This window comes from Rhizobium etli 8C-3, from assembly GCF_001908375.1.
GTDB classification, from domain to species: Bacteria; Pseudomonadota; Alphaproteobacteria; order Rhizobiales; family Rhizobiaceae; genus Rhizobium; species Rhizobium etli_B.
In genome coordinates, this window is sequence record NZ_CP017241.1 from 3,524,486 (window position 1) to 3,551,268 (window position 26,783).

Sequence of the window (26,783 nt, forward strand, 5' to 3'; positions counted from 1 at the left end):
GCATAAAGGGAGATTGTGTCGAGCGCCTGGAAACTAGCGGCCGGAAAGAGGGTGCGCCTCGTGCACTCGACCTATTGGCCGGCCGATTTGGCTGAACCCTTGCGCTTCCTTTTCGGGGCCGGAAGTTCAGGCTCGGCTTCTGCCTGCCGCTGCAGACGGAGGGCTTTCAGCTTCTCCGTCTTTTTATCACGCAGTTTTGCTTCGTCTGCAATGATCGCCCGCGCCGTGTGATCCGTGGCTTCCGCCTTGTCGCGGGCCGACATCTTCGTGGCGTTGAAGAATGCGTCCTTTGTGGCAGTCATTCACTTTTCCTTGGATGATTCGCGATTGGAAACCACGCTCTCAAGCGGCATTCAACGGGTATTTACGGCCTTCTTGGGCATCGGCAGCAGGCCTTCGCGCTGCATCTTCTTGCGCGCGAGTTTCCGCTGACGGCGGATAGCTTCGCCCTTTTCGCGGGCGCGCTTCTCCGATGGCTTTTCGTAGGCGCTGCGCGCCTTCATTTCGCGAAAAAGACCTTCGCGCTGCATCTTCTTCTTGAGAACGCGAAGAGCCTGGTCGACATTGTTGTCCCTGACGAGAACCTGCAAAATCTTATCCTTTCGCGGCAATGCATGCCGTATCGTTAATGAGGGAAGGCGTTACTTTCGAACCTTGATGCTGGACGTCTTCAGCCAAGGCTCGGCATTGGAAGTTTGGACTACCTGAGCGCCGGAAATCCGCGGCGGGGATTCGGTCGCGTCGATATCGAGCGATGTTATCCTGCGCTCGAAGTTTTCGGCCTCGAACCGAACACGGTACTGCACATGTCCATGGTCGTTCGGCAGGACGCCGACGACCTTGCATCGCCTGTCGGCAGCGGCCGTTCGGGTGAGACCGGATTTCAGCACGACAAAATCCCCGATTTTATAGGTCGGCTTTGCCTTATAATTGGGCCTTGGCATCACGGGTGCTCTTTCAAATGTCAAAAAGGCCGGGCGCTTCACCCGACCTCTTCCCGTCACTCAGCCTGCTGTCAGACCATCCATGGTCAGTCGTGGCAAATGACAAATCACGCGGCCTGGAGATTGTCCGCGGCGTTCTTGCCGGACTTTTTGTCCCGGACAAGATCGTAGCGTAGCTTCTGCCCGTCGGACAACGCGCCCATGCCGGCGCGCTCCACGGCGGAAATGTGAACAAATACGTCGGTCGAACCGTCGTCCGGCTGAATAAAGCCAAAGCCCTTGGCGCTATTGAACCACTTAACTGTGCCTGAATTCATGAACGATCTCCTTTCAATCGCTGCACTGCCGGGAAATATTCACCGGTTCTTATCGAGAGTTGAGAGGAAATCTGACAGAGCGCTCAGCGCGTGACAAAGGTCACAAGCAATATTCGATAGGCTCATATATAGGGGTATTTCTGCATACCGCAATAGCAAATACGTTTCTGGAGGCCGTATCGGCCAAGCCGGCACAAGGCTAATGCGCCATTTTTTCGGCAGAACGCCATATCAGTCTGGACTTCGTGCCTTCTATCTGTTATCCCGCTTCACCAATCGCAAGGCTCCGGCCGCGCGAACCGTATAATTTTGCCCTGGCGCTGTGCCGCCGCTGGTGTCAACCAAAACCAAAGGAACGTGATTCTCGTGCAGGTACTCGTCCGCGATAACAATGTCGATCAGGCTCTCCGCGCTCTCAAGAAGAAGATGCAGCGCGAAGGCATTTTCCGCGAAATGAAGATGCGCGACTACTACGAGAAGCCGTCGCAGAAGCGCGCCCGCGAGAAGGCCGAGGCTGTTCGCCGCGTCCGCAAGCTGGCTCGCAAGCGGGCACAGCGTGAAGGTCTGGTCGCACGCTAAGCGGTACCGTCGTTATTTCGACGTTTTCAGATGCATGTTGGCGGGGGCGATTACGTGTCGCCGCCGCCTTTTTGTTTTTGCTGCTGAAGAGCGTATATCCGATCGCCCCCGGATATGACGCAGGGGGAAAGCGCACGAATGGCTGATTTCTTGTTCACCTCGCACCGGTCCTTGCGCGCGGCGAAAGCGACGCTGCCGGTGCTCGCAATCCTTGCGGCCATCGGCCTTGCCGGTTGCCAGACCGACAACACCTCCGATGCTGTGATCCGCCTCGACAAGGCTCAGGGTTCGGAAGAAAACATTGCCTCGCTGACTTCGGTGATCAATGCCAATCCGCGTGATCCGGAAGGATATAACGTCCGAGGCTCGGCCTACGGCCGTGCCGGTCAGTTCAAGGCCGCGCTGAACGACTTCAATAGCGCCCTGCAGATCAATCCGCGCTTTTACCAGGCCTATGCCAACCGCGCGCTCGTCTATCGCAACATGGGCCAGCAGCAACAGGCGATCGCCGACTACAACTCCGCGCTGCAGATCAACCCGAGCTACGACGTCGCCTATATCGGCCGCGGCAACGTCTATCGCCAGGCCAACCAGGACGATGCGGCATTCAACGATTTCGCCCGCGCGATCCAGCTCGGCACGACCGATGGCCGCGCTTATCACAATCGCGGCCTGATTTTCCAGAAGCGCAATCAGCAGGACAAGGCGATCGACGATTTCTCCAAGGCGATCTCGCTGTCACCGAATTCGCCCGAGCCCTATAACGGTCGCGGCATTTCCTATATCGCGCTGAACGACGACGACAATGCCTTCGCCGACTTCAACCATGCAATAGAGCTCAACGGCAACATTGCCGAATCCTGGGCCAATCAGGCGCTCGTCTATGAGCGCCGCGGCGACAAGGACAAGGCGGCACGTTCCTATCGCCACGCAATCGGCCTGGACCCGAAATACCAGCCGGCCCGCGATGGCCTTGCCCGGGTCGGCGCTGCAACCAGCGGCTAATACCTGCAGATCACGGAGGAAACAGCGATGGCGGCGAAACGGCATGTGATCGTCGTCGGCGCCGGTATCATAGGCGCCTCGATCGCCTGGCATTTGGCGAAGGCCGGTGCAGCTGTGACGGTCGTTGCCGAAGAAACCGGCGGCGTCGCAACACCCAACTCCTTCGCTTGGATCAATGCCAGCTGGGGTAACCCCGAATTCTACTTTCGTTTCCGGCGCCGCTCGATGGCGCAGTGGAAGCGGCTCGCTGCCGAGCTTCCGGGCATGCCGCTTTCCTGGTGCGGCGGCATCTGCTGGGATCTGCCCCGTGATCAACTCGAAGCTTTCGCGAAGGAGCACGGCGGCTGGGGTTACGGAGTAAGCCGCATCGAGCGCAGTGAGATCTCCCGCCGCGAACCCTATCTCGAAAATGCACCCGATTTCGCCCTCGCTGTCGCCGAGGAAGGCGCAGTCGAGCCGGTTGCAGCCGCGCGCATGATGCTGGCGGATGCCGAGGCGCGGGGGGCGAAATTCATCGGCGCTGCCGTTGGCAGCCTCATCCGTAGCGGAGATCACATTGCCGGCGTCGTGACGTCGCAAGGCCTGATCGATGCGGACCATGTCGTCCTGGCTTGCGGCGCAGGATCCGTTCCCATAGCCGCGTCAGCCGGCATCACGCTGCCGGTCGAAGCGCCTCCCGGCTTGATCGTTCACTCCCGCCCGTTCGAAAAACGGCTGAACGGCCTGGTGATTGCGAGGGAACTGCATATGCGCCAGACGACAGAAGGGCGCATCATCGCGGGCAGCGACTTCGCCGGCAGCGATCCGGGCGAAGACCGAAAGGCGACCGCGGCAGCTCTGTTTGCAAAGGTCAAAGCCAGCCTTTTAGAAACCGAGGCCCTGACGATGGATTTCCTCACTGTCGGATATCGCCCGACACCGCAAGACGGCTTCCCGATCATCGGCGATTGCGGCATCGGCGGTCTTTACATCGCAGTGATGCATTCCGGCGTGACGCTTGCTCCGTTGGTCGGCATGCTGGCGGCAAACGAAATTCTGTCAGGCGCAACTGACGAAAGCCTCGAGCCATTTCGCCTTTCCCGGTTCGCCTGACGGCATATTTGTATGACCATTACAATTCTTCCGTCAGCATGTTTTAGTGTGTTGCAACCACTTTCCCGTACCCCTAACATATCCGTGCTTCGATAGCAGGCTATCGGGAATCGAACGCATTGAGGGCACTGACGGCGATGCAGTTTTTTGCTTTCGTAACTGTTTGCGAAAATCAAGCCGGGCAATTCGCCCTCGAAAGGCTGCAAAGAATATTCCGATGAGTCTGCGCACGCGGCTGTTTCCCAAAGCTTCGATTGGCACCTATCTGGTTGCCATGGCGGTCTCGATCGCCGTGCCGATCTTTGCATTCGTCACACTCCTGCTTCTGCAGCTCGAGGACAATCAGCGGACGACGCTGCGGCGCGAGACGGCGCAAGACGCGCTGAGCCTTTCTCGCTCCATTGACCGGCAATTGCAGGACATGGCGACGACGCTTCGTCTGCTCTCGACCTCGCCGGAACTCGAGAACAACGATTTCGCTTCGTTTCATGGGCGGACCGAAACGGCCCTGCGCGGCGATACGCTCTACGTGATCGCCGTCGACCGTAGCGGCCAGCAGCTGCTGAACACGCGCCGTGATTTCGGCACGCCGCTTAGCAAGACAGCCAATATCCCGGCAATGGAATCGGCCATCAAGTCCGGCCGTATCGAAGCATCCGACGTCTTCAAGGGAACGATCAGCGGCGAGTGGGTCTACAATGTCACGATGCCACTGGATGCAGGTCATGTTGCGGCCCTGATCGCCACCCAGAACGCCAAAGACCTCGCCAGACTTGTCACGACCGAAGGTCTTGCGTCGGGTTGGTCTGCTGCGGTGATCGATCAGGGAGGCCATGTGGTGGCTTCGAGCGGCATGGCAAGCTTAGCCCCTGGAACGCCATTCGACACCCGCATCCTGCCGTCGCTTGTCGCTTCGCGCGGCGTCTTCGAAGACAAGGATATTCTGCCGAATCAGCTCCTGGGCTATGCCCAAATTCCCGGCTGGTCCTGGAAAACGGTGGTCTGGGGACCGGTTGCCACGGCCCAGGCATCGATCCTCACGACATGGCGTTTCCTGATCGTCGGCGGCATCGCATTGCTCCTGGTCGCCGTGCTCGCCGCTTATGCCGTGGCGCGGCAGGTGCGCACGACGATACGCGACATAGCCGACATGGCCAAGCGCATGGGCGAGGGCCAGATCGTCTCGCCGATCGATACCAGTGTCATCGAGGCGAACCAGGTCGCCGTTGCGCTCTCCAATGCCTCTTTCGATCGCAGCCAGACGGAAGACCGTCTGCATTTCATAATGCATGAGCTGGTGCATCGAACGAAGAACCTGCTTACGCTGGCCCAGGCAATGATGCGCCAGCTCGCCAAACAGGCTGACAGCGTCGAAGGCTTCCAGAAAGCCGTTTCCGATCGCCTCGACGGGCTCGTCCGTTCGATCGAGCTCTTGACAAGCGAGCAATGGTCCGGTGCCTCGCTCCGCCGGGTCGTCGAAATTCACCTGCAGGCCTTTCCGCAGGCGGCAGAACAGCTTGAGATTTCCGGAGAGGATTTTGTGGTCAAGCCGGAGGCGGTCCAGAACCTCGGCCTGACGTTGCATGAACTGGCTACCAATTCAGTGAAATACGGTGCGCTTTCGGTACCGCATGGCCGCGTCTCCTTATCCTGGGGAAATATCCGGGTCGAGGATCAGTCCGAGGCAATGCTGCGATTTGTTTGGGAGGAACGCAACGGTCCGAAGGTCGCTACACCGTCCCGCTCCGGCTTTGGAACCACCGTTATCAAGACGCATGCGGCAGCAGCCTTCCGCGGAACGGTTCAGGTGGACTATCTGCCGCAGGGCCTGATCTGGACTCTGACAGCACCGCGCAGCGCGCTCGAGCGCGAATAACGGCCGGAACAATCAAAAGGATCAATTCGTTTCCGATAGGTCATCCGAAAGGAGAAACGGCCATGTTCAAGCACATGATCATCGCAGCAACGGCGGCGGCAGCAGTCTTTGCAGGCCCGGCCGGCGCTGCAAACTATATCAGCGTCGGCCGTCTGGTCTGCGGATCGGAAGGCGGTCAAGGGCTGATTGTCACGTCGCAGAAGAATTTGATCTGCACCTACACCCCTGCCGGAGGCGGCCCGAAAGCCGTCTATGCTGGCAGGATCGAAAAATTTGGCCTCGACATCGGCGAGACGGGCAAAAGCGTTATGATCTGGCAGGTTCTTGCCAAGACTGGAACAAACATTCCGGAATTTGCGCTTGCCGGTGAATACTATGGGATCGGCGCCGATGCCAGCCTTGGCGCGGGTGCCGGCGCCAAGGTGATCGCCGGTGGCACCAACAAGGCTTTCATGCTGCAGCCGCTGAACGTGCAGGCCCAGGAGGGCCTCAACCTCGCGATCGGCGTGGAGAAAATGACGCTGGCGCCCGCTGCTACCTGACAAGGTCAGCGGTGACGGAAAAAGGCTCGCTCAGGCGGGCCTTTTTCTTCGGTCTGCATCTGTGAAACGAAGGCCTGATCCCGGCGCCGGGCCTTGGCTCAGTGTCCGATCGCCTTGTTGATTTCCTCGGTAACCTTCTTTGCATCGCCAAGCAGCATCATCGTGCCGTCCTTGTAGAACAGCGTATTGTCGATGCCGGCATAGCCCGAGCCGAGCGAACGCTTGACGAACAGGCAGGTCTTGGCCCTGTCGACATCGAGGATCGGCATGCCGTAGATCGGCGAGGTCTTGTCATCGCGCGCCGCTGGATTGGTGACGTCGTTGGCACCGATGACATAAGCGACATCGGCTTGGCCGAAGTCGGAATTGATGTCTTCGAGTTCGAAGACCTCGTCATAAGGCACGTTTGCTTCGGCCAAAAGCACGTTCATGTGGCCGGGCATGCGGCCCGCGACCGGATGAATTGCGTATTTGACTTCGACGCCGGCCCTCTTGAGATTGTCAGCCAGCTCGCGAAGCGCGTGCTGCGCCTGAGCAACCGCCATGCCGTAACCCGGCACGATAATGACCTTGGAAGCGTTTGCCATCAGATAGGCGGCATCCTCCGCCGAGCCGAGCTTGACGGTCTTGTCGGAATTGTCCGCTGCCGTGGCGGAGGTCTCGCCTCCGAAGCCGCCGAGAATGACGGAGATGAACGATCGGTTCATGCCCTTGCACATGATGTAGGACAGGATCGCACCCGAAGAGCCGACCAGCGCACCGGTGATGATCAGGGCGAGATTGCCGAGCGTGAAACCGATACCGGCTGCCGCCCAGCCCGAATAGGAGTTCAGCATGGACACGACGACCGGCATGTCGGCGCCCCCGATCGGCACGATCAGCAGCACGCCGAGCGCCAGCGAAAGCGCAACGACCGCCCAGAAATCGAAATGGCTTTCGGTTGCCGCAAGCCCGATGATGAAGAAGACGATCAGCACCAAAAGAGCGATGTTGATGATGTGCCGGAAGGGAAGCAGGATCGGCTTGCCGGACATGCGCCCGTCGAGCTTCAGAAAAGCGATGATGGAGCCGGTAAAGGTAAGCGCCCCGATGGCGGCGCCGATCGCCATCTCGATACGCGCCTCGCCGTGGATAGAGCCGATATCGCCGATGCCGAAGGAGGCCGGCGTATAAAGCGCGGAGGCAGCAACCAGCACGGCGGCAAGGCCGACCAATGAGTGGAAGCCCGCCACCAGCTGCGGCATGGAGGTCATCGGGATGATGCGGGCGATATAGGCGCCCGCCCCGCCCCCGATCGCCAGTCCGAGCACGATCAGCACGAAACCGGTAAAAGAAGGCGTTGCCAGCACCAGCGTCGTGAGGATCGCGATCCCCATGCCGATCATGCCGTAGAGATTGCCCTTGCGGCTGGTGGCCGGATGGGAGAGGCCGCGCAGTGCCAGGATGAAAAGCACGCCGGAGACGAGATAGAGGAAAGCTGCGATATCGGTCATGCGTCCGCCTCACTTGTCCTTCTTGCGGTACATCGCCAGCATGCGCTGCGTGACGAGGAAACCGCCGAAGATGTTGACCGACACGAGAACGAGCGCGACGAAGCCGAAACCGGTCGCAAGCCCGCTTGCCGAGATGCCGACTGCAAGCAGCGCGCCGACGACGATGACCGAAGAGATGGCGTTGGTGACGGCCATCAGCGGTGTATGCAGCGCTGGCGTCACCGACCAGACGACGTAATAGCCGACGAAGATCGCCAGCACGAAGATCGCGAACTGGAAGACAAAGGGATCGATCGCCCCGCCCGTTACAGCACCTGCCGCATCCGGTGCCTGCGCGGCCGCCGCCACGACTGCGTTGACCGCCTGGTCAAGCTGCTCCAGCGCCCTGTCCATTGCTTCACTGGCCATCGGCTATCCCCTTCTTCGTCCCGCCGAATGCCGGATGCACGACATCGCCTGCATAGGTCAGCATGGTCGCTTTGATGAGTTCGTCGTCGAGGTTGAGGACGACGCTCTTCGTCTCCTTGTTGAGCATGGTCTCGAGGAAGGTGACGAGGTTCTTGGCATAAAGCGCCGAAGCGCTGGCGGCGACCCGGCCTGGCAGGTTGGCAAAGCCGATCACCTTGACGTCTTCGACCTCGGCGACCTCGTCTGCAACCACGCCCTCGATATTGCCGCCACGCTCGACCGCAAGATCGACGGCGACAGCACCTGGCTTCATCGAAGCCAGCATCTGGCGCGATACGAGCTTCGGCGCAGGGCGTCCGGGGATCAGTGCCGTGGTGATGACGATGTCCTGCTTGGCGATATGCTCGGCAACGAGGGCTGCCTGCTTCGCCTGGTACTCCTTTGACATTTCCTTGGCGTAGCCACCTGCCGTCTCCGCTGCCTTGAACTCCTCGTCTTCGACGGCGATGAATTTGGCGCCGAGCGAGGCGACCTGCTCCTTGGCGGCGGGGCGAACGTCGGTGGCCGAGACCGCAGCGCCGAGGCGGCGCGCCGTTGCAATCGCCTGGAGGCCTGCCACGCCTGCACCCATCACGAAGACCTTGGCGGCCGGGACGGTACCCGCCGCCGTCATCATCATCGGCAGGGCTCGATCATAGACGGACGCCGCTTCGATGACGGCTTGATAACCCGCGAGATTTGCCTGGGAGGAAAGAACATCCATGGACTGCGCGCGGGTGATGCGCGGCATGAGTTCCATGGCGAAGGCTGATAGCCCCGCCTTCGCCATGGCGGCAATCGCCTCGTCATTTCCGTAGGGATCCATGATTGCGATGACGACAGCGCCGCTCTTGTAGCCGGCAATCTCCGCCTCTGTCGGGCGGCGTACTTTCAGCACCACATCGGCGGTTGCCGCATCGCCGGCCGAGCCGATCCGGGCCCCTGCAGCTTCGAACTCGCTGTCCGGCATGCGCGACAAAACGCCAGCACCTGCCTCGACCACGATGTCGAAGCCGAGGTTCCTCATCTTCTTCACAGTTTCGGCAGACGCTGCAACGCGCGTCTCCGAACCGATCGATTCTTTTGTGATGAATACGATATTGCCCAACTGCCCCCTCCTCTGGGTCAGCCAAACCGCCGCGGGCTCACCGCTCAGGCCAAGCACCTATTCGAAAGATCGGAAATGCCGCTCCTCGCCTGCTGGCGATCAGCGCAGCAGCACGATGCCGGCAACGAAGATGACGAGAAAAACCAGGAGGCCGCCGAGAAAGCCGCTGCTGGTGAAAAAACCGGCTGTCATGCCAAGCAGCAAGGCGATGAGGAACATCGTTCCGTATTTCGCAGCCGAAATGAACAGATTGTAGGTCTGTTCATGTTCCTTGTAGTCCATCGGCGCGCCGACTTCGACGGGTCCGTTGTGTTCTTCGGCCATGAAATTTCGTCTCCCTGAATGCCATGATCCCATTGAGGGCTTACACAAAGCCTTCGAAAAGCGCAATGCATGAGAATGCCGCACCGGCAAGCGCTGCAGCATTTCAAGAACGCGGGCGTCAGAGCGGCAGATCGGTGCCGAACTGGCCTTCGGGCACGAAGCGAGCGGTCGGGATGATGGTGAGCGATGGCAGCCTGCTTTCGGGGCCACGGGAAAACATCATGCGCTGTTCGCTGGCGCTGGAAATAAAGAATGGGTAGCGCGTCAGAAGCTTTCGGCCAACCTCGATCACATTCGTCGCCATCAGCGTCATGTCGATTCCGTAGTTCTTCGCCAGCCGGCCCGGCACGATGGTATCTGCGTAAAAAACCCGCTTGTAGAAGGCGGCATGCGGAGGCCGGCAGAACTGGAGAACGCTGTCGGCACGGAAATGCGCGGCCGCAACGATGCTCGGCCTCAGCGTCAGATAGGGAATCCACGACAGGTCGGCGGTCAGTTCCGGATCGGCGGCAAAGCGCGCCGGATCGATCAAGGTCAGCCCTGCATCGAGAAGCGAATCGATCGCCTCGGGAAAGGCGCCCGCCGACTGACTGACGCGATGGTCCGGCGTAACATAGTGAAGGCGGACCGTGCTGACCAGTTCGCCGTAATAGTAGAGACCGAAGACATAAGCATGGCTATCGAAATCGGTATCGTCCAACAGCCCTTTTGGGGCGAGCGCCAGCACATCATGGGCCTTGTAGGCCTTCCAGCGCAACCGTTCCACATCCTCCATATCCTCGCTGCTTTCGATGCGGCGATATTCGACATGGTCCAGAATTTCGAGAAGCTTTCTTGAAAAGTCACTTGTATTCAAAGGGATTGACGCCATTGATGTTCCCGCCGTTAACGGGTCATTAATCATATCTGGGCGCGCAAAGAGCAAGAATTATCAAAAATTTTTGACGTATTTGAATTATTAAGGTTAACGGCCGCGGATAAATGACCTTGCTTCGATGGCGCCAATTCCCCTATCAGGCAACCTTGCTGCGGCGGCGCTGGGTGACGCGGCGGCTGAGCGCTTGCGAAAGGATGCCGATCTCCTTTGAGGGGACGGGCGGAGAAAATACATATCCCTGCACGAGATCTGCACTGCGATGCTTGTTGAGCAATGCCAGTTGCTCGACAGTTTCCACACCTTCGATGACGATCTTCAGGCCAAGCTCGCGGGCGAGATTGACAGTACCGCACAAAAGCTTCAGGCGGCGCGTGTCTTCGGCGATATTGCGAACGAAGGAGCGATCGATCTTGACGATGTCGAGCGGCAGCGTGTCGAGGTAGCTAAGGCTGGAGAAGCCCGTGCCGAAGTCGTCGATCGCTATGGTGATGCCGTGGGAGCGCAACTCCGCGAGGATGGCGCGCACCGCCGCAGGCTCGTCGATGAGACAGCTTTCCGTAATTTCCAGATGCAGCCGCGACGCCTTGAGGCCCGATGTCGAAAGCGCTTCCGAAACGACGGCGAGGATATCGTTGTCACGCAGGTCGCGTGCCGAGAGATTGACCGAAATCGCAATGTGGTCGGGCCAGGTCATGCATTCGCTGCAGGCCTTGAAAAGGATGAACCGCGTGATGTCCGATATGATGCCCATCTCTTCGGCGAGGCGGATGAAAACGTCCGGCGGAATGGCGCCTTTTTCCGGGTGGACCCAGCGCGCCAGCGCCTCGGCGCATTCGATGCGTGCCCCATCGGCTTTGAACATCGGTTGAAACGCAACGCTGAGCGCGCCCGCAGCCACCGCCTCGCGCAAGTCCGCCTTCAGCTTCTGCTGCTCGATGTAGCGTCCATCCATTTCGTGCTCGAAGCCGGTGATGCCGCCGCGCAGTCGTGACTTGCTTTCAAAAAGGGCGAGGTCTGCCTTGATGCTCCACTCCTCCATTGCAAATGCATTGCTTTCGAGGATTGCGTAGCCGGCGCTGAGCGACACAAGGAAGGTGACCTCGTCCACTGCGTAATTGCCCTGAACGTCGCCATGCATCCGGCGGATTTCGGCATCGAGCGCTTCGTTGTTCCTGGCATGCGGGAAGAAGATGACGAACTGGTCGCCCATGAGGCGTCCGACGATGGCATTGCCTGCTTCGTCCTTGAGCCGCGCGGCAATTGCGCAGAGCAGGTGATCGCCGGTGATGTGGCCGCGCATGTCGTTGACGTGCTTGAACTCGTCGATGTCGAGGACCATGAAGCCAAGCGGCCCACGCCTTTTCGGATGGCGCTCGATATATTCCTTTACGAGATGACCGAAATATTCGCGGTTCGGCAGTCCGGTCAGCGCATCGAAGCGAACCATATGCAGGATCTTCTGCTCCGCCTTGACGCGGCTCGACACATCCTCGAAGATCAAAACTGCGCCGCCGTCGGCACGACGCTTCGCGGAAAATTCCAGCGACAGGCTCTCAGGAAAATGGATCAGGGTGCGCGACAGGCCCTCCTCGGCAACCTGTGTCAGCTGCCGCAGAATCAATTCCGGCTGCGAGGCATCCATGAAGCTGTAGCGCGCGCCGTAGCGCAGCACGGCACCGAGGTCGCGATCTTTCAAACGGTCCGGTTCGCCGATCTTGAGAAGCTCGCAGGCCTTCCGGTTGATCACCTGGATGCGGTTCGACGCATCGACCATCACGAGACCGTGCGGCATATTGTTGAGCGCTGTATCGAAACGATCGGCAATCAGCGAGATCTGCCGGTGAGCGATGACATTCTCATAAAGAAACTCGCGCACACCGTTCGCCATCGCCCGCGTTGTCAGCCAAAAGGGAATGAGGAAGATGGAGAGGATGCCGCGATAGAAATCCAGCGCCATCAGGCTGCCGACGATCATCGGCAGGCAGCAGGAGAAAGTCTGCAGGTCAACTGCCAGCCGCGAGCCGTAATTGCGGCCGACGACGGAAACCATGGTCGCCATGGTGACGGAAATGCAGGCAAGCTCGGCGAAGGAATCATGCACGACGAAGATGGCATAGCCGCTGCCGATGCCGAGGATGGCTGTCGTGCAGGCGGCGCCGGCAACCAGGACCCGCTCCCAGCGCTCGATTCCGGCGCGCGACAGTTTCTCTTTCTCCACGCGGTCGAAGCGCCGGAAGGTGATCATGCGCACGCAAAAGACCAGCAGGGCGGCTGCCGACAGCAGAACATAGACAAAAGACTGTGTTTTGGCTGCAACCGCCAGGAAAGTTGCGACATGCACGACGACGCCGGCGAGCAGCGTCATGCGGTTCCCCGAAAGAGAACTCACAAACGACAGATACACGTCGATAGGGACCCTGTTCGGGTTATGTGGTTTCATCCATACTTTCCCTGTGCGCCGGGATGATACGGGGAACCTTTTAAAATTTGATTGCCTGGAGCCTATCTATTTGGTTGTTTTTTCTAAAACCCAAGAGAGAGTTTGAAGATCAATGCGGAATTTCACAGCCAATAAGTGAAGTTTGTGGAAAAATGATCCACGCCTAAGTTGCTTATTGTACAGGATGCATCTTAACCGTCGCATCCGAAGTCTACGACTAAAATCCTAAACGGCCGTTTATTCTTTCAATTTCGCGGACCGTAGTTTAGACAAATTTCAAAAGGGAGAATTTGCCGCAAAGGCAGAGTAAGGGGAAAGGCATGCCGGCGTTCCTAAGCGTCAGCCGGCTGATCGACAGCGTCAGCCAATTCATCGGGAGAATCGCGGATTACATGGTGCTTGTGTGCTGCTTCATCAGCGCCGGCAATGCAATCGTCCGCTATCTTTTCAATTACAGCTCGAATGGTTGGCTGGAGATCCAATGGTATCTCTTCGCCTACGTCGTCGTGCTCGGGGCAGCTCATACGCTGCGCAACAATGAGCACGTGCGCGTCGACCTCATATACGGTTCGGTTTCCGACAGGGCCAGAATCTGGATCGATATCATCGGTTTGATCGTCTTCCTGATTCCGGCCTGCTCCTTCCTGGCTTACCTTTGCTGGCCCTATTTCGTGATCGCCTTCCAGCAGGGCGAGGTATCCGCCAATGCCGGAGGGCTCATCCGCTGGCCGGTCAAGCTTGTTCTTTTTGCAGGTTTCGCACTCCTGGTGCTGCAGGGTATTTCGGAACTCATCAAGAGGATCGCCGCGGTGAGCGGCTACATCCAGCTCGAAACGAAATACGAAAAGCCCCTGCAATAAGGCTCTCCGGGAGGAACGGACTTGTTTGACTTCGGTATCATTCCGCCGGCGATGTTTCTGGGCATGGTCATCTTCATGCTCTACGGCTTTCCGGTGGCCTTTTCACTCGCCTCCGTCGGCCTGTTCTTCGGCGTCATCGGCATAGCAACCGGCCATTTCAGCGAGGCCTTCCTGCAGGCCCTGCCCCTTCGCATCTTCGGCATCGTTTCCAACGACCTGCTGCTCGCCATACCCTTCTTCACCTTCATGGGCGCCATTCTGGAAAGATGTGGTCTGGCTGAGGATCTTCTCGAGGGAACCGGCAAGCTCTTCGGCGCCGTTCCTGGCGGTCTTGCCTATGCCGTCATCCTCGTCGGCGCTGTTCTCGGCGCCATCACCGGGACGGTTGCGGCATCGGTCATCACCATGGGCGTGATTTCGCTGCCGATCATGCTGCGCTACGGCTACAACCCGCGCCTGGCGACCGGCGTCATCGCCGCGTCGGGCACGATCACCCAGGTCATCCCGCCCTCCCTCGTGCTCGTCGTTCTCGCCGACCAGCTCGGCAGATCGGTCGGTGACATGTATCTCGGCGCCATCGGCCCTTCGATCCTGCAGGTCGCGATCTTCCTTGGCTTCATCCTGTTCCTGTCCATCGTCCGGCCAGGCTTGATGCCGCCGCTGCCGAAGGATGTGCGCGGCGAGTTCAACTGGGCACTGCTGATGAAGGTGCTGGCCGGCATGGTGCCCTCCATTATCCTCATCTTCCTCGTGCTCGGCACGATCTTCATGGGGCTTGCAACGCCAACGGAAGCCGGCGCCCTGGGCGTCGTGGGCGCGATGATGCTTGCAGCGCTCCACCGCCGCCTGACCTGGCCGCTGGTTCGCGAAGCCATGACTTCGACGATGCATATCACCTCGATGGTGGTGATGATCCTGATCGGCTCGACCTGCTTCAGCCTCGTTTTTCAAGGAATGGATGGTTCGCGCTGGATCGAGCACATGTTGTCGGGCATCCCGGGCGGGCCGGTCGGATTCCTGATCTTCGTCAACCTCTTCATCTTCGTCCTCGCCTTCTTCCTCGATTTCTTCGAAATCGCCTTCATCGTCATCCCGATGCTGGCGCCCGTCGCTTCGGCGCTCGGTATCGATCTGATCTGGTTTGGCGTGCTGATCTGCGTGAACATGCAGACGAGCTTCATGCACCCGCCCTTCGGCTTCGCACTGTTCTATCTGCGCTCCATCGCCAGCCGTGACGTGAAGACACGGGATATCTACATGGGCGCGATCCCATGGGTCGTCATGCAGCTCATCCTCGTCGCGATCGTGATATTCTGGCCGCAATCGGTGACCTACTGGCTGAACAAGGGTCCGGCCGTGGACCTCAACACGATCAAGATCGAAATACCCGGCTTTGGAGGCAACCAGCTTTCGTTGCCGCCCGCGGGCGCACCCGGCGGCAACGGCTCGCCGCAGATCCCAGGCCTCACCCTGCCCTCCCTGAACGGTCTGCCAGGCCAGCAGCCAGCGCCTCCTGCCAAGCCTGCGCCCGGTAATCCGGCGCAACCGACGGCACCACCAGCCGATCTTAGCCAACCGCCGCAGATAAAATAATTGAATAAAAACAAGAAACCCCGGATGAAAATCCGAGGTTTCTTGTTTGCACATGCATATGGAAGCTTGCCGGCAGCTGCTCAGAGCTTGCCCGAGCGCTGCTGGATCATCATGAAGGTATCGAAGGTGTATTCGGAAAGCTGCATCCAGAGGTAAGCGTCGCGCTTGAACGCAGTCTGGTCGTCGTAGATCTTCTTGAAATACGGGTTTGAAGCCGAAAGCTCACCATAGAGACCCATCGAAGCTTGGAATGCTGCTTCCAGAATTTCCTGGCTGAAGGGACGCAGCGTTGCACCTTCCGCGACGAGTTGCTTCAGCGCCCTCGGATTCTTCATGTCGTACTTCGCCAGCATGTTCGTGTTGGCGAAGGCACAGGCATCGGTCAGAGCCGCCTGATAGTGCTTGGGCAGGCTGCTCCACTTTTCAAGATTGAACAAGCCGTGCACCGTCGGGCCGCCTTCCCACCAACCCGGATAGTAGTAGTACTTCGCCACCTTATGGAAGCCGAGCTTCAGGTCGTCATAAGGACCGACGAATTCCGCGGCATCGATCGTACCCTTCTCGAGCGCGGGGTAAATATCGCCGCCGCCAATCTGCTGCGGAATGACGCCGAGCTTAGACATGACCTGCCCCGCAATGCCCGCAATGCGCATCTTAACGCCCTTCAGGTCGTCCAGAGTATTGATTTCCTTGCGGAACCAGCCGCCCATCTGCGCGCCGGTATTGCCGGCTGGCAGGCCGTACATACCCTGCGTGGCAAAGAATTCGTTCATCAGCGCATTGCCATTGCCCTGATAATACCAAGCATTCGTCAGGCGGCTGTTGAGGCCGAACGGAATGGCCGTACCGATGGCATAGGTCGGATCCTTACCGACGAAATAATAGGCAGTGGTGTGAGCTGCCTCGACCGTTCCTGAGGTCACAGCATCGGCGGCCTGCAGCGCCGGGACGATCTCGCCGGCCGCGAAAGGCTGGATCGTGAAATTGCCGCCGGTGGCATCGGAAACATGCTTGGCGATATCTTCCGCGCCGCCGAAGATCGTGTCCAGGCTCTTCGGGAACGAAGAGGTCATGCGCCAGGAAATTTTCGGATTCTCCTGCGCGATCGCCGGGGCGGCGAGTGCGCTCGCGGCAACGGCACCTGCCCCCGCGGTTCCGGCCTTCTTAATAAACGAACGACGATCCATCAAAAACCTCCCGTATAGATGGCATGCGCGGAAATTACATCCTTGCCCGCGGCAATGAGGCGAGCTAAGCATGTGGCAGTCCGGGTTTCAAGCTTTTGTCGATCAGACTTTGGCATCAGGGCAGCAATTTGGCGAATGTCGCGTTTCCATCGAAAATCAGGAGTTTAGCATGGTCTTGATGCTTGAATGGAGCAGATCGGCCGCAATTTGGCCCGCCATTGCGCCGAGAAGTTGACTTGAGACCGATCTCGGTTCTCACAATAGAAAAAACGAGAGCTTACCGGACGAAAAATGATGAAGCCGATCGTCGCCGTTCCTGCCGATACCCGCACCCTCGATGGCGCCGACTGGCATGCCGTCCAGCATCAATATGTACGCGCGGCGCTCAACGCTGCAGGCGTCATGGCCTTCATCATTCCTGCCTTCGAGAAGGGCTATGAAACGGACCAGATCCTTGACCGAGTGGATGGCCTGCTGGTTTCCGGTTCTGCGAGCAACGTCCACCCATCGCTCTACGGTGCCGAGGCTCGCGAGAGCGATGGCCCCTTCGACCCCGCCCGTGACGCAACGGCCATACCCCTCATCCGCCGTGCAATCGACCGAGCCATCCCGCTCCTGGCGATCTGCCGCGGCATACAGGAGCTGAACGTCGCGCTCGGCGGTTCCCTTGCCAGTGAAATCCACGAGCAGGATGGCATCTGGGACCACAGAAAGCCGGCCGATGTCGATCGCGACGGCATGTACGCTATCCGCCAAAGCGTTTTCGTCAAGGAGGGCTCCTGCATCGCCCGCATCATCGGTCCAGGCGAAGTCCTGGTGAACTCGCTGCACCGTCAGGCAATCGCCAAGACGGCGCCCCGCCTACAGGTGGAGGCGATCGCGGAAGACGGGACGATCGAAGCCGTTTCCGTCATCGACGCCAAAGCCTTTGCCGTCGGCGTGCAGTGGCATCCGGAATACTGGGCCGAAACCGACAAGCCGTCGAACCAGATCTTTGCCGCCTTCGGTGATGCGGCACGGCAATATGCGGAGACCAAGAATGTCTCCATGACGGTTAAGGCTTAGGCGCTTCGGTTGCACGACAAACGACAGGTATCGACAGCAGCTCACGGCGGGCAGATCAACCTACGGCTTCTCGGCCCTGAGGAAATCGAGGCTTTCGGCAATGCAGGCCGAGCCCGCGTCATATGCGAGCACCGCCGCCGATCGGGAGAGCCTGACAAACGATGGATGGCGTCACCGCCTCGCGCGAACAATGCCGTGTTCGTCGCATTTTAGCGAGGAAAACCGGTTGGCATGTGGGCCTGATGCGACAGCAATCAAGCAAGATGGCCCACCGCGCCACGATCAATGGTTTGCCGTAAGCGCGCAGAACTCCGCTTCTACGAGCGAGAGGGATCCAGCCAAATCTTGCAAATTCCGGGCGGGATTGACGACGGCGAGGAAATCCATGACGTCGTTATGGCGCGGCACGATCGTTGACTGAGCCTTTTACCTTGCCAAAGGCGTCTCCGGCACCGGGGTTAGCGGCCTGCCCTCCTCGAACCAACCGATGAGATTGCCGGCAACGAGATCGGCCATCGCGTTGCGCGTCGGGATCGAGGCGGAGGCGACGTGCGGCAGCAGCACCGCATTCGGCAAGGCGAAGAGTTCCGCCGGGACCACCGGCTCACCGTAGAAGACATCGAGGCCAGCAGCACCGAGTGCGCCGCTCTTCAGCGCCGAAACGAGCGCTGCTTCATCCACCGTCCAGCCCCGGCCGACATTGATCAGGATGCCGTCGGGGCCAAGTGCAGAAAGGATCTCCGCATCGATCGTCTTGTGGGTGTGAGGCGTCTTCGGAACGATCGCAATCAGCGTATCGACAGCGTCGGCGAGACCTTTCAGCGTCGGGTGGTAATCATAGGCGATATCGGGATGGATCGTGCGCGTGTGATAACTGATTTTCACCTTGAACGGTTCGAGGCGCTTGGCGATCTCTTGGCCGATACGGCCGAGACCGTAAAGACCGACATGCCGTCCCTTCAAGGAAAAGCGCGACAATGGATAGGCCGAACCCATCGTCCAGTGGCCCTCACGCAGCCAGTTCTCGGCTCGCGGCAGCTCGCGGACGGTATTGAGCAAAAGGCCGATCGCCGTATCGGCGACCTCGTCGTTCAATACATCCGGCGTGTTGGTAACGACGATTCCTTTTTCCGCAGCATGCCTGACGTCCACGGCGTCATAGCCGACGCCGAAGCTCGCGATCACCTCAAGGTTGGGCAGTTGATCCATCCACTTTGCGGCAAACGCGCCGCTAACAGCTGCGCCGCGAATACGGTTTGCGGTTGTAGCGTCGAGTTTCAACGTCTCGTCTTTGTCGACCGCGACAACATCGAAACGGTCATTCAAGGTCGCAAGAACACGCTCGTGTATCTTCCCGGGCACGAGAATGGCAATGCGGGACATGGCTTTTCCTCTTGTCTTACTGGCGGGGTCTGTAAGGGCTTGTCGACTGGCGGATGCGCATCTCGGGCTTGATCAAGTGGATGCCGTCCGGCTCGTGACTGCCGGCCAAGCGATCGAGAAGGGCCCGGGCGGCAAGGCGGCCGACTTCAGCCTGCCCATTCCAGACCGTGGTCAGCGCCGGTGTCGAGAGCGAGGCTTCCTCGAGATCGTCATAACCGGTCACCGAAATGTCCTTGCCCGGCACAAGACCGGCACGGGCAATGCCGTTCATGAGGCCGATGGCAACGAGATCGTTCCAGCAGACGGCGGCCGAAGGCTTTTGTGGCAGCGACAGGAAATGCACAGCCGCTTCGAACCCGCCCTGCATCGAGCGCGGACCGGGAATGCGCAGGTTGGGATCGACTTCGATCTCCGCCTTGCGCAGCGCATTGACATAGCCTTGATAGCGGTCGCGGCCGGTCGAGGTCTGATCCGTTCCGCCGATCATGGCGATCGAACGGTGCCCGAGCCCGATCAGGTGATTGGTGGCAAGCGAGATGCCATAGCTGTCGTCGCCGCGATAGGTCGGCAGGTCCATCCCCTCCATCGAGCGAGCGACAAGGATTGCCGGCATGCCGTTGGCCTCGGCAAGCTGCATGTCTTCCGGCGGCGTGCCGATTGCGGGCGACATGATGACGCCATCGCCGCCGAGCTGCAGCAGCGTCTCGATGAAGGTGCGCTGCTTCTCGACCGAATCATAGTGGTTGGACAGGATGAATGTATGACGGCTGCGATCGAGCTCGCTCTCGATCGCCTTCAGGATTTCGCCGTAGAACGGGTTCATGATGTCGTGCACGACGACGCCGACGATGCCCGAGCGAGACGTGCGCAGGCTTGCGGCCCGGCGGTTATAGATATAGCCGAGCGCGCGCGCCTGTTCCTTGATTTTTTCTCGCGTATTGCCCGCAACGAGAGGGCTGTCGCGCAAGGCAAGCGATACCGTTGCCGTTGAAATGCCGAGTGTTTCGGCAATTGTCGAAAGTTTTATCTTTTGAGCCACGCATCCTCCCCAGGCAACGCGCGAGATGGTGGAGCGCATCGCAAACCGTAAGAGAGCGCCCCTTAAAATGTTTAATTAAAAGATTAAACGCAGGGAGGCAAACCGAATTTTAATCGCCCGTCAAATTTCGTCGGCTTCTTCGAACGGCACTGCTTCGGCCTGGAGGTTGTTGTCGATCGCCTTTAGAAGGCGCACGAGGTTGCGGATATCTTTCTCCGAAAAATCGAGCGTAGCCGTCCGATCGCAGGCCGATGCCGCCATCTCGATCGCCTTCACGCTGCCGCGTCCGAGTTCGGTAAGGTAGACCTTCGTCAGCCGCGCATCTTCCGCATCCGGCTTGCGCTCCAAAAAGCCCTGGGCTTCCATGCGGCCGATGGTACGGGTCATGGTCGGTGCCTTGACGCCAAGTTTCTGCGCAAGCCCGCCTGCCGTCATCCCGTCGGTTTCAGCAAGCGAAAGAATGACGCCGTCCTGGCCGGCGTAAAGCCCGCTTTCAAGCAGATTACGGGAAAGCACCGTGCGCATGGAACGCGCAGCCTGCGTCAAAGCCGGCGACAGATCGGCAAGCGTATATTCGGTCTGGTCCTTTTTCCTGGACTTGTTCTTCTTGCCGTCTTTGTGCTTCTTCCCCATCGCCATCCCTTTGATCTTTAAGCCGTGACAACGCTGCGTTATGACATTGCGCAGGTTCACGTCATAAACAAGGGGCATTGAAACCGGATGACAGCGCCTGCCCGGAACTTCGCAGACAACGATGCCGCACTTTCGGCCGAAGACCGCCGCAACTGGATCGCCGTTCTGCCGCTCGGCGCGCATGAGCAGCACGGCCCGCATCTTCCTTTCGAAACCGACACCTTGATTGCCGAAGGCATCGTCGAACGGCTAAAGGCTGCCCTGCCCCCCACATTGCCGGTCACCTTCTTGCCCACAGAACCGGTCGGTTATTCGATCGAACACAGCGACGTCGAAGGTACGAAGACGCTGACCTATAACGAAGCGATCGACCGCTGGCTCGCAATCGCCCGGATGCTTAGCGATATCGGCTGCCGAAAACTGGTGATGTTGAACGCCCACGGCGGCAATTCACCGCTGATGACAATCGTCGCGACCGAGGCGCGGGTGAAGTTCAACATGTTGGCCGTTGCGACCGGTTGGACCCGCTTTGGCGTGCCGGATGAGGTGATTTCAGCTGAAAACAAGGCGATCGACATCCACGGCGGCGATATCGAAACCTCGGTCATGCTGGCGCTGCATCCCGGTAGGGTCGCCATGTCCAGGGCTCAGAACTTCGCTTCACGGCAGCTGGAATTTGCCAGGCGATTCAAACATCTACGGGCCTACGGGCAGCACGCCTTCGGCTGGAAGATGTTCGATCTGAACATCCAGGGCGCGGCCGGAAACGCCGCGGCCGCAACCGTCGAGAAGGGCGAGGCGCTGGTCGGCCATGCGGTGAAGGGGCTGATGGAACTGCTGCAGGATGTGGATGCGTTCGACACATCCGAATTCACATAGGCAAATCCGACGGCGATGTGATCTTATAACATTATAAAAACCTTTGAACTGACGCGTCCAAATCCTTATATGGAACCGACCGTTGAAAGCCCCCTCGGCGGCAAGCCCATTCTTCGAGGTTCTCATGACCGACGCAATTTTGACTCAGCAGAAGCCCATCCCCGTCACCGTGCTCACCGGCTATCTCGGCGCCGGCAAGACGACGCTGCTTAACCGCATCCTGACCGAAAACCACGGCAAGAAATACGCGGTCATCGTCAACGAATTCGGCGAGATCGGCATCGACAACGACCTGATCGTCGAGTCGGATGAGGAGATCTACGAGATGAACAACGGCTGCGTCTGCTGTACCGTGCGCGGCGACCTGATCCGCGTCGTCGAGGGCCTGATGCGCCGCCCCGGACGCTTCGACGGCATCATCGTCGAGACGACCGGACTTGCCGATCCGGTGCCGGTCGCCCAGACCTTCTTCATGGACGACGACGTGCGCGCCAAGACGGAACTCGACGCCGTCGTCGCCCTTGTGGATGCCAAGCACCTGCCGCTTCGCCTCAAGGACAGCCGCGAGGCCGAAGATCAGATCGCCTTTGCCGATGTCGTCCTCATCAACAAGACTGATCTCGTCTCGCCGGAAGAACTGGCGCAGATCGAGGACATCGTCCGCGCTATCAATCCGTCGGCTCGCGTCTACAAGACGAGCCGCTCCGGCGTCGATCTCGCCCGCGTGCTTGATCAGGGCGCTTTCAACCTTGAACGCGCGCTGGAAAACGACCCGCACTTCCTGGAGCAGGATCACGACGATCACGTCTGTGGCCCCGATTGTGATCACGACCACCATCACCATGCGCATGACCACGACCATGACCACCACCACCATGATCACGACCATGGCCATCATCATCACGGCCGGGTGTCGCCGATCCACGACGTGACGGTGCAGTCAGTGTCGCTCCGCGGCGGCGAGATGAACCCCGAGCGCTTCTTCCCCTGGATCCAGAAGATCACCCAGACGCAGGGTCCAAACATCCTGCGCCTTAAGGGCATCATCGCCTTCAAGGACGATGCCGAGCGTTATGTCGTCCAGGGCGTGCACATGATCGTCGAAGGCGATCACCAGCGTCCTTGGAAGGATGGCGAAAAGCACGAGACGCGCCTGGTCTTCATCGGCCGCGAACTCGACCGCGAAAAGCTTGAAGCCTCCTTCAAGGCGTGCGAGGCCGCGGCCTGATGCCGACAGTTGCCCCGCTTGATCTCGACGGCCACATCCTGGCCGTCGAATTTTTAGGTGATGTCCCCTTTTTCGCGAATGCCGCCGGCACGCTACACCGGCTGGATGGCGGCGAGAAGGTTTGCGAAGCCCATCAGGGCATGCTCACCTGCATCCGCGATCCCTATAGCGAAAGCCTGATTTCGAGCGGCGAAGACGGCAAGGTGTTGCGCATTGCAGCCGACGCCAGCGTCAGCGAGATCGCCAGCGCGCCGCGCAAATGGATTTCGCAAGTGGCCGCCGGCCCGCAAGGTGCCGTCGCCTATGCCTATGGAAAGAGCGCCTTCGTTCGTCTTTCGACTGGCGACGCCAAGGAATTCACCGAGGAGCGGACTGTCGAAGGCCTTGCCTTTGCACCGAAGGGACTGCGCATCGCTGCAGCGCGCTACAACGGCGTGTCGCTGCACTGGGTTGGCATGAACGCAAAGCCGGTCGATCTGGAGTGGAAGGGCGCACATACCGGCGTCACATTCTCGCCCGACGGCAATTTTCTGGTGACGACCATGCAGGAAAACGCCCTGCACGGCTGGAAGCTTGACGCCAAGCCTGGCGCTGAGGCGCGTCACATGCGCATGACCGGCTATCCGGCCAAGGTGAAGTCGCTCTCCTGGTCGGCCAAGGGCAAGTGGCTTGCCTCATCTGGCGCGCCGGCAGCGATCGTCTGGCCTTTCCAGGGCAAGGACGGTCCGATGGGCAAGGCGCCGTTGGAGCTCGGCACGCGCGCCAACATCATGGCGACCTCGGTCAAGTTCCATCCGGCTGAAGACATCCTTGCAATCGGCTTCATCGACGGCATGATTCTTGCTGTGCGTATTGCAGACAGTAAAGAGGCGCTGATCCGCCGCCCCGGAAAGGGCGCTATCACCGCGATGAGCTGGAACAAGAACGGCAAGCTACTCGCCTTCGCCTCGGAAGCAGGTGACTGCGGCGTCGTCGATATCTCGGCCTGACCGCTCAAATTCCTTCGATGGTGATGGCCAAGTGCCTTCGCCATCCCTTCCGGTCACGATATCCGGGCTTTTTCGATAATCTCGCCGAGGACGCCATGCAAGGCGTCGCGATAGCCGTTGCGGGCGGATGGCCCGCTTTCCTGCGAGGTCATCACCACGGTCAGATTGAGCGACGGCACGATGTAGAGCATCTGCCCACCGTAGCCCCACGCGAAATGCACGTCCTCGCCGCCCACATTGCGTTCAAACCATCCGTAGCCATAGGCATCGCCCGAGAAGCGCGAGGTGGTGCGCGGCTGCCAGGACGCGGCAATCCACTCTCGAGGAACGACCTGTCGCCCCTTTGGCGTCCTGCCGCCGTTGCGATAGAGCTCGCCGAACGCAAGCAACGAGCGGGCGCTCATGGCCATCTGGTTTCCGCCGAGATAGATGCCCTGTGGGTCGCGCTCCCAGGCGCCTATCCGAAACCCTTCGACTGGCCCGAGCCATTCCCGTGCCAGGGCAAGGGTTGTCTTGCCGGATTCCTTCGTCAGGATTGCTGACAGGAGATGGGTCGAGGCGGTCGAGTACAGCATTCGGCCACCAGGCTCGTCGTCGAAGGGTTGCGAGAGTGCAAAACGCACCCAGTTTCGGCTCGCAACCCAGCGTCCGTAGTTTGCTCCCGACATGCGGCCCAGACCTGCCTGCATCGACAGCAGGTTTCCGACGGTGATCTCGTTCAGCCGCGGATCGGGCGATTGCGGCAGATCCGCCTTCAGGATCGGCGCAATCTTCTGATCGGGTCCTGCAAGCACACCCTTGCTGACGGCGATGCCGACCAGGGCGGAGATGATCGCTTTCGAGGCAGACTTGATATTGGTCGATTCCGACGCTGTATGTCCGCGATAGCCTCGCTCGGCCAGGATCTTTCCGTCACGTGAGATGATGATGGTTTTCAGCGATTTCAGTTCCTCTCGGGAAGCGATATCGTCGAGCAGCGACGCAAGGCGATCATTTTCCTGCTGGGCTGGGGCCGGCGCGGCGGAAAGAAGAAGCACCAAGAATATGAAGAAGGCTCTGGTCATCGCCATGAGCTAGCGCAAACCGGGGCAGAATTCATCCGTCCGAAGAGCCGATTCACGCGGACGTGAAAGTTTATGATCCTTGCTTGCCCAATCGGCCGGCCGCCCAACATTTGGCCCGACCAGCTCAACACACGGCCAGGAGCGTAAGACGATGGCACGCGTAATCGTGATCGGAGCAACCGGCCACGTCGGCACATATCTCGTCCCGCGTCTCGTCGAGGCGGGGCATGACGTGGTTGCAATCAGCCGCGGCAAAGGAAAGCCATACTGTTCCCACGCAACATGGCAGTGTGTCGAACGCCAGCAGATGGATAGGGCGCAGATGGAGGAGGAAGGCAGCTTCGGCTCCGCCGTCCGCGCACTGAGGCCCGACATCGTCATCGACATGATCTGTTTCACGTTGGAGAGCGCTCGCCATCTGGCGGAAGTGTTGGACGGCCATGTCGGCCATTTTCTGCACACAGGCACCATCTGGACGCACGGCCATTCCATTTTGGTTCCGACGCGTGAGGATGCGCCCAAGACGCCCTTTGGAAACTACGGCGAGCAGAAGAAGGCAATCGAGGACTATCTTCTGGGCGCGGCACGCAGGCGGGCCTTTCCTGCAACCCTCATCCATCCCGGCCATATCGTTGGACCGGGCTGGCCTCCACTCAACCCCGCCGGACATTTCAACATTTCTGTGTTTTCGACGATTGCGCGCGGCGAGATGCTGAGATTGCCGAACCTCGGACTGGAGACCGTTCATCACGTTCACGCCGACGATGTGGCAGCCATGTTCATGGCAGCAATCAGCAATTGGCACGCCTCGACCGGAGAAAGCTTCCACGCGGTTTCGGACCAGGCACTGACGTTGAGAGGGTATGCCGAAGCGATGTTTCGCTGGTTCGGGCATGAACCGAAGCTTGCCTTCTTCCCCTATGACGACTGGTCGAAGACGGAAAGCGCCGAGGACGCAAGGGCGACATTCGAGCACATCGCCCGAAGCCCGAATTGCTCAATGGAGAAGGCAAGGCGCCTGCTGGAGTTCACGCCGCGCCACAGTTCCCTCCAGGCTGTGCAGGAATCGGTCCAGTGGCTCATCGCGCAAGGGCGCATCAGCGCCTAAAGGATAAACCCCTCTGGTTTCAGCGAGAGGCTTGATCCGTCAGGCCGCCTTCCAAAGAGGCGTTTTTGCAAGCATGCGCCCCGAGGGAACAACCATGCCGGCTGCACCGTCAAGCCAGCCTTCCGTCAACTCGAGCGCCAGGAAGCGCGAACGTTCGAACGGGCCTGGCATGACGAGATGGCAAGCCTTCTCGGCAAAGAAGCCGAAGCGCTCGTAATAGGCAGCGTCGCCGACGAGCAGGATCGCGCCATGTCCTTTGTTCTTGGCTTCGAGAATCGCCGCGCGCATCAGCGCCGAACCTACGCCCTTGCTTTCAAAGGTCGGATCGACGGCCAAAGGGCCGAGCAGCAGCGCATTGACCGGGCTTGCCTCGGCGTTGACGCCAGCTTCGATGTTCCAGAGGCGGACGGTGCCGATGACATGGCCGTCACGGTCACGCGCGACCAGTGCCAAGCCTTCTGCCGGGATGCGGCCACGCCGGATCTTCTCCGACGACTTCTTGCGGCGGTTCGGACCCATGGCACGATCGAGCAGGTTCTCGCGCGCTACGACATCCGACGGGTTTTCGGAGTCGATGGTGAAGACGGAGGGCGCAAAGAATGCGCGGACAGAATCAAGAACAGCGGCCATCTTGGCCTCCCGCACTCAAAACCGTTTCAGACGGTGTCGAAAGGAAATTGTGAAGGTGCCGCCCCGATTGGCTGCGGGGCC

28 protein-coding genes are annotated in these 26,783 nt (G+C 59.6%); 12 read left to right on the forward strand and 16 right to left on the reverse strand.

The window, feature by feature from the left end; genetic code table 11:
- Positions 1-71: 71 nt before the first annotated feature.
- From AM571_RS17500 to AM571_RS17515, 4 genes are all read right to left on the reverse strand, one after another.
- Entirely contained in the window at positions 72-302 is a 231-nt protein-coding gene (locus tag AM571_RS17500; protein WP_074062496.1) for a hypothetical protein, read from the reverse strand.
- Between the two features lie 51 nt (positions 303-353).
- The gene (gene rpsU, locus AM571_RS17505) at positions 354-590 is read right to left on the reverse strand and encodes a 30S ribosomal protein S21 (protein WP_074063327.1); all 237 of its coding nucleotides are present in this window, start codon (positions 588-590) and stop codon (positions 354-356) included.
- Positions 591-641: 51 nt separating this feature from the next.
- On the reverse strand, positions 642-944 hold the full coding sequence (locus AM571_RS17510; RefSeq protein ID WP_074063328.1) for a cold-shock protein: 303 nt from the start codon (positions 942-944) through the stop codon (positions 642-644).
- Between the two features lie 107 nt (positions 945-1,051).
- Positions 1,052-1,261 carry a cold-shock protein gene (locus AM571_RS17515; RefSeq protein WP_074062497.1) on the reverse strand — a complete coding sequence of 70 codons (210 nt, stop codon included), beginning with the start codon at positions 1,259-1,261 and terminating at the stop codon, positions 1,052-1,054.
- 366 nt (positions 1,262-1,627) lie between these two features.
- Between AM571_RS17515 and rpsU (AM571_RS17520) the strand changes: the two genes are divergently transcribed.
- The 5 genes from rpsU (AM571_RS17520) to AM571_RS17540 all read left to right on the forward strand — a co-directional run bounded on the left by rpsU (AM571_RS17520) (position 1,628) and on the right by AM571_RS17540 (position 6,355).
- Positions 1,628-1,840: a 30S ribosomal protein S21 gene (gene rpsU / locus AM571_RS17520; RefSeq protein ID WP_003585885.1), complete on the forward strand. Its 213-nt coding sequence runs from the start codon at positions 1,628-1,630 to the stop codon at positions 1,838-1,840.
- 138 nt (positions 1,841-1,978) lie between these two features.
- Positions 1,979-2,845 carry a tetratricopeptide repeat protein gene (locus tag AM571_RS17525; RefSeq protein ID WP_074062498.1) on the forward strand — a complete coding sequence of 289 codons (867 nt, stop codon included), beginning with the start codon at positions 1,979-1,981 and terminating at the stop codon, positions 2,843-2,845.
- Positions 2,846-2,872: 27 nt separating this feature from the next.
- A complete protein-coding gene (locus AM571_RS17530) occupies positions 2,873-3,937 on the forward strand; it encodes an NAD(P)/FAD-dependent oxidoreductase (protein WP_074062499.1) in 1,065 nt (354 codons plus the stop codon).
- Between the two features lie 217 nt (positions 3,938-4,154).
- Positions 4,155-5,813, forward strand: coding sequence for a sensor histidine kinase (locus AM571_RS17535; protein WP_074062500.1), 1,659 nt, complete (start codon positions 4,155-4,157; stop codon positions 5,811-5,813).
- 62 nt (positions 5,814-5,875) lie between these two features.
- Positions 5,876-6,355, forward strand: coding sequence for a DUF992 domain-containing protein (locus AM571_RS17540; RefSeq protein ID WP_074062501.1), 480 nt, complete (start codon positions 5,876-5,878; stop codon positions 6,353-6,355).
- 98 nt (positions 6,356-6,453) lie between these two features.
- On the opposite strand, the gene AM571_RS17545 is transcribed toward AM571_RS17540, so the two are convergent.
- From AM571_RS17545 to AM571_RS17570, 6 genes are all read right to left on the reverse strand, one after another.
- A complete protein-coding gene (locus AM571_RS17545; RefSeq protein ID WP_074062502.1) occupies positions 6,454-7,848 on the reverse strand; it encodes an NAD(P)(+) transhydrogenase (Re/Si-specific) subunit beta in 1,395 nt (464 codons plus the stop codon).
- Positions 7,849-7,857: 9 nt separating this feature from the next.
- Positions 7,858-8,256 (reverse strand): proton-translocating transhydrogenase family protein, encoded by a 399-nt coding sequence (locus tag AM571_RS17550; RefSeq protein ID WP_074062503.1) that lies wholly within the window; start codon positions 8,254-8,256, stop codon positions 7,858-7,860.
- Positions 8,246-9,403, reverse strand: a complete 1,158-nt coding sequence (locus tag AM571_RS17555; protein WP_074062504.1) for a Re/Si-specific NAD(P)(+) transhydrogenase subunit alpha — start codon at positions 9,401-9,403, stop codon at positions 8,246-8,248. The genes AM571_RS17550 and AM571_RS17555 overlap by 11 nt, the downstream gene beginning before the upstream one ends.
- A gap of 99 nt (positions 9,404-9,502) precedes the next feature.
- Complete coding sequence (locus tag AM571_RS17560; protein ID WP_074062505.1) at positions 9,503-9,727, reverse strand: aa3-type cytochrome c oxidase subunit IV; 225 nt, start codon at positions 9,725-9,727, stop codon at positions 9,503-9,505.
- A gap of 118 nt (positions 9,728-9,845) precedes the next feature.
- Positions 9,846-10,598 (reverse strand): N-acyl amino acid synthase FeeM domain-containing protein, encoded by a 753-nt coding sequence (locus AM571_RS17565; protein ID WP_074062506.1) that lies wholly within the window; start codon positions 10,596-10,598, stop codon positions 9,846-9,848.
- A 142-nt stretch (positions 10,599-10,740) separates the two neighbouring features.
- The gene (locus AM571_RS17570; protein WP_074062507.1) at positions 10,741-13,044 is read right to left on the reverse strand and encodes a putative bifunctional diguanylate cyclase/phosphodiesterase; all 2,304 of its coding nucleotides are present in this window, start codon (positions 13,042-13,044) and stop codon (positions 10,741-10,743) included.
- Between the two features lie 320 nt (positions 13,045-13,364).
- On the opposite strand from AM571_RS17570, the gene AM571_RS17575 reads away from it, so the two are divergent.
- Both AM571_RS17575 and AM571_RS17580 read left to right on the forward strand, forming a co-directional pair.
- Positions 13,365-13,904, forward strand: a complete 540-nt coding sequence (locus tag AM571_RS17575) for a TRAP transporter small permease subunit (protein ID WP_074062508.1) — start codon at positions 13,365-13,367, stop codon at positions 13,902-13,904.
- 21 nt (positions 13,905-13,925) lie between these two features.
- Entirely contained in the window at positions 13,926-15,497 is a 1,572-nt protein-coding gene (locus tag AM571_RS17580) for a TRAP transporter large permease (RefSeq protein WP_074062509.1), read from the forward strand.
- A gap of 80 nt (positions 15,498-15,577) precedes the next feature.
- Here the strand turns inward: AM571_RS17580 and AM571_RS17585 are convergent, their stop codons facing one another.
- On the reverse strand, positions 15,578-16,684 hold the full coding sequence (locus tag AM571_RS17585; RefSeq protein ID WP_074062510.1) for a TRAP transporter substrate-binding protein: 1,107 nt from the start codon (positions 16,682-16,684) through the stop codon (positions 15,578-15,580).
- 291 nt (positions 16,685-16,975) lie between these two features.
- On the opposite strand from AM571_RS17585, the gene AM571_RS17590 reads away from it, so the two are divergent.
- Complete coding sequence (locus tag AM571_RS17590; protein ID WP_074062511.1) at positions 16,976-17,749, forward strand: gamma-glutamyl-gamma-aminobutyrate hydrolase family protein; 774 nt, start codon at positions 16,976-16,978, stop codon at positions 17,747-17,749.
- Between the two features lie 426 nt (positions 17,750-18,175).
- Here AM571_RS17590 and AM571_RS17600 read toward each other — a convergent pair whose 3' ends face one another.
- The 3 genes from AM571_RS17600 to AM571_RS17610 form a co-directional block, all read right to left on the reverse strand.
- Complete coding sequence (locus AM571_RS17600) at positions 18,176-19,132, reverse strand: 2-hydroxyacid dehydrogenase (RefSeq protein WP_074062512.1); 957 nt, start codon at positions 19,130-19,132, stop codon at positions 18,176-18,178.
- Positions 19,133-19,148: 16 nt separating this feature from the next.
- Positions 19,149-20,171 (reverse strand): LacI family DNA-binding transcriptional regulator, encoded by a 1,023-nt coding sequence (locus AM571_RS17605; RefSeq protein ID WP_022715909.1) that lies wholly within the window; start codon positions 20,169-20,171, stop codon positions 19,149-19,151.
- A 120-nt stretch (positions 20,172-20,291) separates the two neighbouring features.
- A complete protein-coding gene (locus AM571_RS17610) occupies positions 20,292-20,804 on the reverse strand; it encodes a MarR family winged helix-turn-helix transcriptional regulator (protein WP_074063329.1) in 513 nt (170 codons plus the stop codon).
- Between the two features lie 87 nt (positions 20,805-20,891).
- Here AM571_RS17610 and AM571_RS17615 point away from each other — a divergent pair, with 87 nt between their 5' ends.
- The 3 genes from AM571_RS17615 to AM571_RS17625 all read left to right on the forward strand — a co-directional run bounded on the left by AM571_RS17615 (position 20,892) and on the right by AM571_RS17625 (position 23,900).
- Positions 20,892-21,683 carry a creatininase family protein gene (locus tag AM571_RS17615; RefSeq protein WP_074062513.1) on the forward strand — a complete coding sequence of 264 codons (792 nt, stop codon included), beginning with the start codon at positions 20,892-20,894 and terminating at the stop codon, positions 21,681-21,683.
- 124 nt (positions 21,684-21,807) lie between these two features.
- Positions 21,808-22,911 (forward strand): CobW family GTP-binding protein, encoded by a 1,104-nt coding sequence (locus AM571_RS17620; RefSeq protein WP_074063331.1) that lies wholly within the window; start codon positions 21,808-21,810, stop codon positions 22,909-22,911.
- Positions 22,911-23,900 (forward strand): WD40 repeat domain-containing protein, encoded by a 990-nt coding sequence (locus AM571_RS17625; protein WP_074063330.1) that lies wholly within the window; start codon positions 22,911-22,913, stop codon positions 23,898-23,900. Before AM571_RS17620 ends, AM571_RS17625 begins: the two co-directional genes overlap by 1 nt.
- 53 nt (positions 23,901-23,953) lie before the next feature.
- Here the strand turns inward: AM571_RS17625 and AM571_RS17630 are convergent, their stop codons facing one another.
- The gene (locus AM571_RS17630; protein WP_074063332.1) at positions 23,954-24,964 is read right to left on the reverse strand and encodes a serine hydrolase domain-containing protein; all 1,011 of its coding nucleotides are present in this window, start codon (positions 24,962-24,964) and stop codon (positions 23,954-23,956) included.
- Between the two features lie 151 nt (positions 24,965-25,115).
- Here AM571_RS17630 and AM571_RS17635 point away from each other — a divergent pair, with 151 nt between their 5' ends.
- Positions 25,116-26,072: an NAD-dependent epimerase/dehydratase family protein gene (locus AM571_RS17635; RefSeq protein ID WP_074062514.1), complete on the forward strand. Its 957-nt coding sequence runs from the start codon at positions 25,116-25,118 to the stop codon at positions 26,070-26,072.
- A 39-nt stretch (positions 26,073-26,111) separates the two neighbouring features.
- Here AM571_RS17635 and AM571_RS17640 read toward each other — a convergent pair whose 3' ends face one another.
- Positions 26,112-26,702, reverse strand: a complete 591-nt coding sequence (locus tag AM571_RS17640) for a GNAT family N-acetyltransferase (RefSeq protein WP_074062515.1) — start codon at positions 26,700-26,702, stop codon at positions 26,112-26,114.
- Between the last annotated feature and the right edge of the window lie 81 nt (positions 26,703-26,783).

What these genes read in the sequence shown, in the direction of transcription:
- AM571_RS17500 (WP_074062496.1), bottom strand. Translation starts at nt 302, where the DNA reads ATGACTGCCACAAAGGACGCATTCTTCAACGCCACGAAGATGTCGGCC.
- AM571_RS17510 (WP_074063328.1), bottom strand. Translation starts at nt 944, where the DNA reads ATGCCAAGGCCCAATTATAAGGCAAAGCCGACCTATAAAATCGGGGAT.
- AM571_RS17515 (WP_074062497.1), bottom strand. Translation starts at nt 1,261, where the DNA reads ATGAATTCAGGCACAGTTAAGTGGTTCAATAGCGCCAAGGGCTTTGGC.
- AM571_RS17525 (WP_074062498.1), top strand. Translation starts at nt 1,979, where the DNA reads ATGGCTGATTTCTTGTTCACCTCGCACCGGTCCTTGCGCGCGGCGAAA.
- AM571_RS17530 (WP_074062499.1), top strand. Translation starts at nt 2,873, where the DNA reads ATGGCGGCGAAACGGCATGTGATCGTCGTCGGCGCCGGTATCATAGGC.
- AM571_RS17535 (WP_074062500.1), top strand. Translation starts at nt 4,155, where the DNA reads ATGAGTCTGCGCACGCGGCTGTTTCCCAAAGCTTCGATTGGCACCTAT.
- AM571_RS17540 (WP_074062501.1), top strand. Translation starts at nt 5,876, where the DNA reads ATGTTCAAGCACATGATCATCGCAGCAACGGCGGCGGCAGCAGTCTTT.
- AM571_RS17545 (WP_074062502.1), bottom strand. Translation starts at nt 7,848, where the DNA reads ATGACCGATATCGCAGCTTTCCTCTATCTCGTCTCCGGCGTGCTTTTC.
- AM571_RS17550 (WP_074062503.1), bottom strand. Translation starts at nt 8,256, where the DNA reads ATGGCCAGTGAAGCAATGGACAGGGCGCTGGAGCAGCTTGACCAGGCG.
- AM571_RS17560 (WP_074062505.1), bottom strand. Translation starts at nt 9,727, where the DNA reads ATGGCCGAAGAACACAACGGACCCGTCGAAGTCGGCGCGCCGATGGAC.
- AM571_RS17565 (WP_074062506.1), bottom strand. Translation starts at nt 10,598, where the DNA reads ATGGCGTCAATCCCTTTGAATACAAGTGACTTTTCAAGAAAGCTTCTC.
- AM571_RS17570 (WP_074062507.1), bottom strand. Translation starts at nt 13,044, where the DNA reads ATGAAACCACATAACCCGAACAGGGTCCCTATCGACGTGTATCTGTCG.
- AM571_RS17575 (WP_074062508.1), top strand. Translation starts at nt 13,365, where the DNA reads ATGCCGGCGTTCCTAAGCGTCAGCCGGCTGATCGACAGCGTCAGCCAA.
- AM571_RS17585 (WP_074062510.1), bottom strand. Translation starts at nt 16,684, where the DNA reads ATGGATCGTCGTTCGTTTATTAAGAAGGCCGGAACCGCGGGGGCAGGT.
- AM571_RS17590 (WP_074062511.1), top strand. Translation starts at nt 16,976, where the DNA reads ATGATGAAGCCGATCGTCGCCGTTCCTGCCGATACCCGCACCCTCGAT.
- AM571_RS17600 (WP_074062512.1), bottom strand. Translation starts at nt 19,132, where the DNA reads ATGTCCCGCATTGCCATTCTCGTGCCCGGGAAGATACACGAGCGTGTT.
- AM571_RS17610 (WP_074063329.1), bottom strand. Translation starts at nt 20,804, where the DNA reads ATGGGGAAGAAGCACAAAGACGGCAAGAAGAACAAGTCCAGGAAAAAG.
- AM571_RS17615 (WP_074062513.1), top strand. Translation starts at nt 20,892, where the DNA reads ATGACAGCGCCTGCCCGGAACTTCGCAGACAACGATGCCGCACTTTCG.
- AM571_RS17620 (WP_074063331.1), top strand. Translation starts at nt 21,808, where the DNA reads ATGACCGACGCAATTTTGACTCAGCAGAAGCCCATCCCCGTCACCGTG.
- AM571_RS17625 (WP_074063330.1), top strand. Translation starts at nt 22,911, where the DNA reads ATGCCGACAGTTGCCCCGCTTGATCTCGACGGCCACATCCTGGCCGTC.
- AM571_RS17630 (WP_074063332.1), bottom strand. Translation starts at nt 24,964, where the DNA reads ATGACCAGAGCCTTCTTCATATTCTTGGTGCTTCTTCTTTCCGCCGCG.
- AM571_RS17635 (WP_074062514.1), top strand. Translation starts at nt 25,116, where the DNA reads ATGGCACGCGTAATCGTGATCGGAGCAACCGGCCACGTCGGCACATAT.
- AM571_RS17640 (WP_074062515.1), bottom strand. Translation starts at nt 26,702, where the DNA reads ATGGCCGCTGTTCTTGATTCTGTCCGCGCATTCTTTGCGCCCTCCGTC.